The sequence below is a fragment of the Rhodopseudomonas palustris genome (assembly GCF_003591005.1).
GTDB lineage: Bacteria > Pseudomonadota > Alphaproteobacteria > Rhizobiales > Xanthobacteraceae > Rhodopseudomonas > Rhodopseudomonas palustris_K.
On sequence record NZ_QYYD01000022.1, the window covers coordinates 101,650 to 110,230 of the forward strand.

Annotated in this window: 8 protein-coding genes; 5 read left to right on the plus strand and 3 right to left on the minus strand. The window is 65.9% G+C overall.

What is annotated here, in order from left to right; translation table 11 throughout:
- Positions 1-131 precede the first annotated feature (131 nt).
- Complete coding sequence (locus D4Q52_RS20030) at positions 132-746, minus strand: DNA-3-methyladenine glycosylase (protein ID WP_119858350.1); 615 nt, start codon at positions 744-746, stop codon at positions 132-134.
- A gap of 152 nt (positions 747-898) precedes the next feature.
- Between D4Q52_RS20030 and lipA the strand changes: the two genes are divergently transcribed.
- Positions 899-1,858 (plus strand): lipoyl synthase, encoded by a 960-nt coding sequence (gene lipA, locus D4Q52_RS20035; RefSeq protein WP_119858330.1) that lies wholly within the window; start codon positions 899-901, stop codon positions 1,856-1,858.
- 7 nt (positions 1,859-1,865) lie between these two features.
- Positions 1,866-2,339 carry a type II toxin-antitoxin system RatA family toxin gene (locus D4Q52_RS20040; RefSeq protein WP_119858331.1) on the plus strand — a complete coding sequence of 158 codons (474 nt, stop codon included), beginning with the start codon at positions 1,866-1,868 and terminating at the stop codon, positions 2,337-2,339.
- A gap of 316 nt (positions 2,340-2,655) precedes the next feature.
- On the opposite strand, the gene D4Q52_RS20045 is transcribed toward D4Q52_RS20040, so the two are convergent.
- Both D4Q52_RS20045 and D4Q52_RS20050 read right to left on the minus strand, forming a co-directional pair.
- Entirely contained in the window at positions 2,656-3,279 is a 624-nt protein-coding gene (locus D4Q52_RS20045) for a CinA family protein (RefSeq protein WP_119858332.1), read from the minus strand.
- 1 nt (position 3,280) lies between these two features.
- Positions 3,281-4,477: a bifunctional 2-C-methyl-D-erythritol 4-phosphate cytidylyltransferase/2-C-methyl-D-erythritol 2,4-cyclodiphosphate synthase gene (locus D4Q52_RS20050; RefSeq protein WP_119858333.1), complete on the minus strand. Its 1,197-nt coding sequence runs from the start codon at positions 4,475-4,477 to the stop codon at positions 3,281-3,283.
- Positions 4,478-4,740: 263 nt separating this feature from the next.
- Here D4Q52_RS20050 and dusB point away from each other — a divergent pair, with 263 nt between their 5' ends.
- The 3 genes from dusB to ntrC are packed head-to-tail and all read left to right on the plus strand — an operon-like array spanning position 4,741 to position 8,361.
- Entirely contained in the window at positions 4,741-5,742 is a 1,002-nt protein-coding gene (dusB, locus tag D4Q52_RS20055) for a tRNA dihydrouridine synthase DusB (RefSeq protein WP_119858334.1), read from the plus strand.
- Positions 5,739-6,908 (plus strand): two-component system sensor histidine kinase NtrB, encoded by a 1,170-nt coding sequence (locus D4Q52_RS20060; RefSeq protein ID WP_119858335.1) that lies wholly within the window; start codon positions 5,739-5,741, stop codon positions 6,906-6,908. Before dusB ends, D4Q52_RS20060 begins: the two co-directional genes overlap by 4 nt.
- 10 nt (positions 6,909-6,918) lie before the next feature.
- Positions 6,919-8,361 (plus strand): nitrogen regulation protein NR(I), encoded by a 1,443-nt coding sequence (gene ntrC, locus D4Q52_RS20065; protein WP_119858336.1) that lies wholly within the window; start codon positions 6,919-6,921, stop codon positions 8,359-8,361.
- Positions 8,362-8,581: the final 220 nt, after the last annotated feature.

Consider the following 8,581-nt stretch of genomic DNA (forward strand, 5'->3'; position numbering starts at 1 on the left):
CAAACGTCACCCTCCGCGAAAGCGGAGGGCTCAGTATTCCAGAGCGTCCCTTACTTAGCGGCGGCGCTCTGGAATACTGGGTCGCCCGGTCGAGCCGGGCGATGACGGGCTTTTTTGAGGGCCAGCTTCGATCAAATTGATCGCGGAAATGGCTTGCTCAAAAATCGTGAGCCCTTCAGCCCGAACCGCCACGGATAGTCCGCCGCCTTGGTGATGCCGATGCGCGGGCCGGTGACGATGTCAGGCTCTGCGAGACGGCGGTGGATCGCGAACGGCGGCGCGTCGAGCGGCAACGCGTTGGCGGTGAGCGTGATGCCGAGCGCCTGGGTGAGCTTGCCGGGGCCGGAGCAGAGCATTCGCGGATCCTCGAGCCCGCGCCGCGCCCGCATCGCGTCGAGACCGTGAGTCGGCTCCAGCGCGCGGATCAGCACGGCGCTGGCGGAGCCTTCGGCCTCGCAGACGAAATTCACGCACCAGTGGATGCCGTAAGAGCGATAAACGTAAGCGTAGCCGGGCGGACCGAACATCACCGCGTTGCGCTCTGTCTGCCCGCCGAACGAATGGGCCGCCGGGTCGGTGTGGTGATAGGCCTCGACCTCGACGATCACCCCGCCAAGGCCGTCATAAAGCAGCGTCGCGCCGATCAGCTCCGGCGCGACCTCGTGGACGCTGCGGGCGAAGAAGCGCTTGGTCAGCAATTTGCCAAGACGGGCCGCGGCAACGGCGGGAAGGCGGGGACGAGCCATGATGCGGTTGTGCGAGGACGGGCAGGCGTCGGCAGCATCATCTGCCGCCAAATCGAGCATTATTCCAAGGGATAACCGCCTGCAAGCGCAGCGGGTTGCGGGACGTCGGCAGGGGCATTAGGTAGGGTCGACGCATCCAATCCGGGGCCCGCATGGTCGTTCTTGTCGATACCGTCTCCGCAACTCCCGTCCGTCCCCGGCATCCGGAGAAGGCGGCGCGGCCGGATGCGCTGTCGCCGAAGAAGCCGGACTGGATCCGCGTCCGCGCGCCGACCTCGCGCGGCTACGGCGAGACCAGGGGCATCGTCAAGGAGAACGGCCTCGTCACGGTGTGCGAGGAAGCCGGTTGCCCGAATATCGGCGAGTGCTGGGACAAGAAGCACGCCACCTTCATGATCATGGGGGATACCTGCACCCGGGCCTGCGCGTTCTGCAACGTCAAGACCGGCATGCCCGGCGCGCTCGATGCCAACGAGCCGGCTTACGTCGCCGAGGCGACCCGTAAGCTTGGCCTGCAGCATCTCGTCATCACCTCGGTCGACCGCGATGACCTCGCCGATGGCGGCGCGGCGCATTTCGCCGCCACCATCCGCGCGGTGCGCGAGGCCTGTCCGACCACGACGATCGAGATCCTGACGCCCGACTTCCTGCGCAAGGATGGCGCGCTCGAAGTCGTCGTCGCGGCCAAGCCCGACGTGTTCAACCACAATCTCGAAACCGTGCCGTCGCGCTATCTGTCGGTGCGGCCGGGCGCGCGCTACTTCCATTCGATCCGGTTGCTGCAGCGGGTCAAGGAACTCGACCCGACTATCTTCACCAAATCCGGCATCATGGTCGGGCTCGGTGAGGAACGCCACGAGGTGCTGCAGGTGATGGACGATCTGCGCTCGGCGGACGTCGATTTCCTGACCATCGGCCAGTATCTGCAGCCGACCCGCAAGCATCACGCGGTGATGCGCTTCGTCACGCCGGACGAGTTCGCCGGCTATCAGACGACCGCTTACGCCAAGGGCTTCCTGATGGTGTCGGCGACGCCGCTGACGCGCTCGTCGCATCACGCCGGCGAGGACTTTGCCAAGCTGAAGGCGGCCCGCGCCGCGCTCGCGCGCTGAGCTGGCCATGCCGCAGTTTTCCAGCAAGCGCCGCGTGCCGCACAGCGCCCAGCAGATGTTCGACCTCGTCGCCGACGTCGAGCGCTATCCGCAATTCGTGCCGCTGTGTAAGGCGCTGAGGATCCGCGAGCGCAACGTTCAGCCGGACGGCACCGAAGTGGTGATCGCCGACATGACGGTGTCGTTCAAGCTGGTGCAGGAGACCTTCACCAGCCGCGTCACGCTCGATCGCGCCAATCTGAAAATTCTGGTCGAGTATTTGAAGGGCCCGTTCTCCAACCTGGAGAACCGCTGGACCTTCGTGCCGAAGACCGAGCGCGCCTGCGAGGTCGGATTTTTCTTGTCTTACGAATTCAGGAGCCGGATGCTCGCGACCCTGATGGGTGCGATGTTCGACACCGCCTTCCACCGCTTCGCCGCCGCGTTTGAGACGCGGGCCGACCAAGTCTATGGCGGCGCGCCGAAGCTGTCGCGGGCGTAGCTAGTTTCTCACCGTCATCAGCTTCGCGTCATTGCGAGGAGCGAAGCGACGAAGCAATCCAGCTCAGTGCACGGCGCTGGATTGCTTCGCTTCGCTCGCAATGACGGTGAGGGTGTGTACTCGGTCATCCACACACGCTGCGGTCATCGCCCGGCTCGACCGGGCGACCCAGTATTCCAGAGCGGCTGCGGCTAAGTAACAAGCGCTCTGGGATACTGGGCCCTCCGCTTTCGCGGAGGGTGACGTCTGTGGTGGGGCTGCGCAGTGCATCTGATTTAGCCGCAACGACCTCAAGTCGCGGCAACGAGCTTCGTCGCTAACTCTTCTTCGGCTTCACCGGCCGCTTCGGCGCGACGCGTTTGCCGGCGGCGGCGCGGCGGGGGGTGCGGGCGACGCGTTTGTGGACGCCGGTTGCCGGCGTGGGTTTCGGTTTCACCGGCGGCTTCGGGCCGCGGGCGAGCTCCAGCAGCATTCGCAACGCTTCGACCACCGAGCGCTGACGCACATTGCTGCGGCCGATCGCGCCGAACCGCTGTTCGCGGTGGATGATGCGGCCGTCACGGGCGGCGGCGCCGAAATGCACCAGGCCAACCGGCTTGCCCGGCACCGCGCCACCGGGGCCGGCGATGCCGGTGATCGACACCGCGAGGTCGACGTCGGCCTTCTCCAGCGCGCCGACCGCCATCGCGATCGCGGTTTCCTTGCTGACTGCGCCGAACGTCGTCAGCGTCGCGGTCTCGACGCCGAGCAGCTCGTGCTTGGCGGCATTGGAATAAGTGACGAAGCCGCGGTCGATGACGTCGGACGAGCCGGGGATGTCAGTGAGGGCGCCGGCGACCAGACCGCCGGTGCAGGATTCAGCCGTCGCGATCATCAGCTTGCGCGAACGGCACAGGTCGAGCAACGCGCGGGCGAGGGTGCGAGCGTTGCTGCTGCTCATCTCAGCCGGCCAATCCGTCGGCGCCCCAGGGCAGCCGGATGGTGGCGCTGGCAGTGGCGGCGATGCCTTCCTCACGGCCGGTGAAGCCGAGCCGCTCGCTGGTGGTCGCCTTCACGGCGATCCTCGACACCGGCAGGCCGGTGATCTCGGCAATGCGCTGACGCATCGGATCGCGCAGCGGGCCGATCTTCGGCCGCTCGCAGATCATCGTGACTTCGAGATTGGCGATGCGGCCGCCGCGCGCAGCGACACGATCGACTGCGTATTTGAGGAATTTGTCCGAGGCCGCACCCTTCCATTGCGGATCGGTCGGCGGGAAGTGCGATCCGATGTCGCCGTCGGCCAGCGCGCCGAGGATCGCGTCGACCAGCGCGTGAAGCCCGACGTCGCCGTCGGAATGCGCCAGGAAGCCGCGATTGTGCGGCACCTTGAGTCCGCACAGCCAGACGTGGTCGCCGTCGCCGAAGGCATGGACGTCGTAGCCGGTGCCGGTGCGGATATCACCGAGCAGCGCGGTGAGGCGGCTTTCTTCGCGGGCAAAATCGTCCGGCGTGGTCAGTTTCATGTTGGCAGCATCGCCCTCGAAAGTTGCAACCGTCAATCCCGCCCATTCGGCGATCGCGGCATCGTCGGTGAAGTCATCGCGGCCGTCGCGCGCCGCACGGCGATGCGCGTCGAGAATGACGTCGTAGCGGAACGCCTGCGGCGTCTGGGCGATTCGCAGCGTGGCGCGGTCTGGCGTCGCCTCCACTTCGCCAGCAGCGTTGATCTGCTTGACCGTGTCGTTAATCGCCACCACCGGCAGTGCCGCGCCGGTCCGGCCGGCGGCGACGATCGCGCGGGAGATCAGCCCAGGCGTGACAAAGGGACGCGCCGCGTCGTGGATCAGGACGATGTCCGGCGCAAGCTCGGCCAGCGCCTCGAGCCCAGCGCGCACCGAGGCCTGCCGGGTGGCGCCACCGCCGACCGCGGGCTGGAAATTGAGGCCGGCGACCGCCTCGTTGAACAGCGCGGTATCATCCGGGTTGGTCACGGGCTGCACAGCAAAGATGTCTGGATGTGTGCAGAAAGGCTCCAAAGACCGCGCAATGACGGGGCGTCCGGCGAGCGTGCGGTATTGCTTGGGACCGCCAGCACCGGCACGCAGGCCTCGGCCGGCGGCGACGATGATGGCGGCGGTACGGGGAGATTTCGACATCGCTGTTGGGGTCAACTCGTGGTGGGCAGGGGGCGTCGTCGGCAAACGCGCAAGCCCATAACACGCCTCAGCTTCGATTCAGTATGCTTCTGCATAAGGCGAATGGGGATCAATGCTGCAACGCACTTGCATGTCTGTTATAACTGGCTAAACTGTAGGCAATAGCCTATAATGCTCAAACATTGAGCTAGACCAGAGCAATGACGCCCTGGCGACCAAATGAGCAGCTTGTGACCCGCTCCACAGTAACAGGTTCGCCGCCTTTGAAAATCGGCAATATTGCGGTGGCCAATCGGGTGCTGCTGGCGCCGATGTCCGGGATTACCGACGCGCCTTTTCGCAAACAAGTCGCAGCGCTCGGTGCCGGACTGGTCGTCTCCGAGATGACTGCCAGCCAGGATCTGGTGAACGGCCGTGCGATGTCGATCCGCCGCTGTGACGCGATCGAGGGCGGGCCGCATGTCGTCCAGCTCGCCGGCTGCGCGCCGCAATGGATGGCGGAAGGTGCGCGGATCGCCGAAGCCGGCGGCGCCGATATCATCGACATCAACATGGGCTGCCCGGCGCGGCACGTCACTGGTGGCCAGTCGGGCTCGGCTCTGATGCGTGATCTCGATCACGCCCTGACGCTGATCGACGCGACGATCGGCGCGGTGCGCGTGCCGGTGACGCTGAAGATGCGGCTCGGCTGGGACGACACTTCGCTCAACGCGCCGGAGCTGGCGCGGCGCGCGCAGGATGCCGGCGTGCAACTCGTGACGGTGCACGGCCGCACCCGCTGCCAGTTCTATAAGGGCGAAGCCGATTGGGCCGCGGTCCGCGCGGTGCGTGAAGCAATCAGCATCCCGCTCGTCGTCAACGGCGATATCACCACCTATCAGGACGCCGTCACGGCGCTGGATCAGTCCGGCGCCGACGCGGTGATGATCGGCCGCGGCGCGCAGGGCCAGCCGTGGCTGCCCGGCCAGATCGGCCGCCGGCTCGAAGGCGGCGCTCCGGAAGCGGTACCGTCGCTCGCCGATCAGCTCGCTTACTTGCGCGAACTCTACGACGGCGTGCTCGGCCTCTACGGCGAACGCATCGGCCTGCGCCATGCGCGCAAACATCTCGGCTGGTCGCTCGACGTCGCCGCAGCCAGCAGCGGCGCGCCGGCCGACACGCTGAAACACTGGAGAACCGAAATCCTCACCGACACCAATCCGGCCCGTGTGCATCGCGCGCTCGCCGATGCTTACGACGACTTCGCCTGGAGAGCCGCAGCATGAACGCCGTCCTCGAACCGCGTGCCGCCAAGCCGAACGAGAGCGATGCGATCCTCAACGCATTGCCGAATCCGGTGCTGCTGGTCGGCCCCGACGGCAAGATCATCGATGCCAACATGGCGGCGGAATCGTTCTTTGAAATCTCGACGCAGTTACTCCGACGGCAGTCGCTGACTGAGCTGGTGCCGTTCGGCAGTCCGCTGCTGGCGCTGATCGAGCAGGTGCGTAGCGGCAACTCGCCGGTCAACGAGTACAAGGTCGATCTCGGCACGCCGCGGATCGGCGCCGACCGTCAGGTCGACCTGCACGTTGCGCCGCTCAATGAGCGGCCGGGCCACATCGTGGTGATGCTGCAGGAGCGCACCATCGCCGACAAGATGGACCGCCAGCTCACCCATCGCAGCGCCGCGCGCTCGGTGATCGCCCTGGCGGCGATGCTGGCTCACGAGATCAAGAACCCGCTGTCCGGCATCCGCGGCGCCGCGCAACTGCTCGAACAGCAGGCGTCGTCCGAAGACCGCATGCTGACGCGGCTGATCTGCGACGAGGCCGACCGCATCGTCACGCTCGTCGACCGCATGGAGGTGTTCGGAGACGACCGCCCGGTGGCCCGCGGGCCGGTCAACATCCATTCGGTGCTCGATCATGTGAAGCGGCTGGCGCAGTCCGGCTTCGCGCGGAATATCAAATTCGTCGAGGACTACGACCCGTCGCTGCCGCCGGTTTTGGCCAATCAGGATCAGCTGATTCAGGTGTTTCTGAATCTGGTCAAGAACGCCGCCGAAGCGTTGGTCGATCTCGGCTCCGAGGGCGAGATCCAGCTCACCACGGCGTTCCGTCCCGGCGTGCGGCTGTCGGTGCCCGGCAAGAAGACCCGGGTGTCGTTGCCGCTGGAGTTCTGCGTCAAGGACAACGGTCCGGGCGTACCGGAAGACCTGCTGCCGAACCTGTTCGACCCGTTTGTCACCACCAAGGCATCGGGCTCGGGCCTCGGGCTCGCGCTGGTCGCCAAGATCGTCGGCGACCACGGCGGAATCATCGAATGCGAGTCGCAGCCGCGCAAGACCACGTTCCGCGTGCTGCTGCCGATGTACAACACGGCGAAAGCCCTGAATTCGAGTAACGGCGAGGACGAACCGGCGTCGTCTCCCTCACAGAACGCAAGATGAGGACTAACTAATGCCTGCAGGTAGTATTCTCGTCGCGGACGACGACACCGCCATTCGCACGGTGCTCAATCAGGCGCTGTCGCGCGCCGGATACGAGGTGCGGCTGACCGGCAATGCGGCGACGCTATGGCGCTGGGTCAGCCAGGGCGAGGGCGATCTGGTGATCACCGACGTGGTGATGCCGGACGAAAACGCGTTCGATCTGTTGCCACGTATCAAGAAGATGCGGCCCAATCTGCCGGTCATCGTGATGAGCGCGCAGAACACCTTCATGACGGCGATCCGTGCGTCGGAGAAGGGCGCTTACGAATATCTGCCGAAGCCGTTCGACCTCAAGGAGTTGATCGCAATCGTCGGCCGCGCGCTGGCCGAGCCGAAGGAACGGGCCAGCAACTCGAACGACGAAGGCGAGTTCGACTCGATCCCGCTGGTCGGCCGCTCGCCGGCGATGCAGGAGATCTACCGCGTGCTGGCGCGGCTGATGCAGACCGATCTCACGGTGATGATCTCCGGCGAGTCTGGCACCGGCAAGGAGCTGGTGGCGCGTGCGCTGCACGACTACGGCAAGCGCCGCAACGGTCCGTTCGTGGCGGTCAACATGGCGGCGATCCCGCGCGACCTGATCGAATCCGAACTGTTCGGTCACGAGCGCGGCGCGTTCACCGGCGCCAACACCCGCGCCTCGGGCCGGTTCGAGCAAGCCGAAGGCGGCACGCTGTTTCTTGACGAAATCGGCGACATGCCGATGGAGGCGCAGACCCGGCTGCTGCGCGTGCTGCAGCAGGGCGAGTACACCACGGTCGGCGGCCGCACCCCGATCAAGACCGACGTGCGCATCGTCGCCGCGTCCAACAAGGATCTGCGCATCCTGATCCAGCAGGGGCTGTTCCGGGAGGATCTGTTCTTCCGGCTCAACGTCGTGCCGCTGCGGCTGCCGCCGCTGCGCGAGCACATCGAGGATCTGCCCGATCTTGTGCGGCATTTCTTCTCGCTGGCCGAGAAGGACGGGCTGCCCGCCAAGAAGCTCGACGCCGCAGCACTGGAGCGGATGAAGCAGCATCGCTGGCCCGGCAACGTCCGCGAACTCGAGAATCTCGCCCGCAGGCTCGCGGCGCTGTATCCGCAGGACGTCATCACCGCCTCGGTGATCGACGGCGAGCTGGCGCCGCCTGCGGTGGTTTCCGGCGGCAGCGTGTCACACACCGTCGACAATCTGGGCGGTGCGGTCGAGATGTATCTGTCGTCGCACTTCTCCGGCTTCCCCAACGGCGTGCCGCCGCCGGGCCTCTATCACCGGGTGCTGCGCGAGATTGAAGTGCCGTTGCTGACCGCCGCGCTGGCCGCCACCCGCGGCAACCAGATCCGCGCCGCCGATCTGCTCGGCCTCAACCGCAACACGCTGCGGAAGAAGATCCGGGATCTCGATATTCAGGTGTACCGCACAGGGGGGTGAGCGTTCCCGCCGCCGATAGCGTTCTGGCGTCACCCTGAAAGTGGTGAGCTCTGAGTTGCGTTGCAAATGAGGCGGTTCTCGGGGGGGGGGGGGCGAAATGGCCAGGATTTACCCCCCAAACCACCCCTTGAAGGAATTTCCGAAACAAACGCGTGGATCCCCGGAACAGGGCCCCGGCTTACCGGTTTAGAAAAAACGTTTGCCAATTGAAGCCCCAAAT

Excerpts from the sequence above, each read along its gene's own strand:
- D4Q52_RS20045 (WP_119858332.1), bottom strand. The coding sequence starts at position 3,279 with ATGAGCAGCAGCAACGCTCGCACCCTCGCCCGCGCGTTGCTCGACCTG.
- D4Q52_RS20040 (WP_119858331.1), top strand. The coding sequence starts at position 1,866 with ATGCCGCAGTTTTCCAGCAAGCGCCGCGTGCCGCACAGCGCCCAGCAG.
- D4Q52_RS20060 (WP_119858335.1), top strand. The coding sequence starts at position 5,739 with ATGAACGCCGTCCTCGAACCGCGTGCCGCCAAGCCGAACGAGAGCGAT.
- lipA (WP_119858330.1), top strand. The coding sequence starts at position 899 with ATGGTCGTTCTTGTCGATACCGTCTCCGCAACTCCCGTCCGTCCCCGG.
- ntrC (WP_119858336.1), top strand. The coding sequence starts at position 6,919 with ATGCCTGCAGGTAGTATTCTCGTCGCGGACGACGACACCGCCATTCGC.
- D4Q52_RS20050 (WP_119858333.1), bottom strand. The coding sequence starts at position 4,477 with ATGTCGAAATCTCCCCGTACCGCCGCCATCATCGTCGCCGCCGGCCGA.
- D4Q52_RS20030 (WP_119858350.1), bottom strand. The coding sequence starts at position 746 with ATGGCTCGTCCCCGCCTTCCCGCCGTTGCCGCGGCCCGTCTTGGCAAA.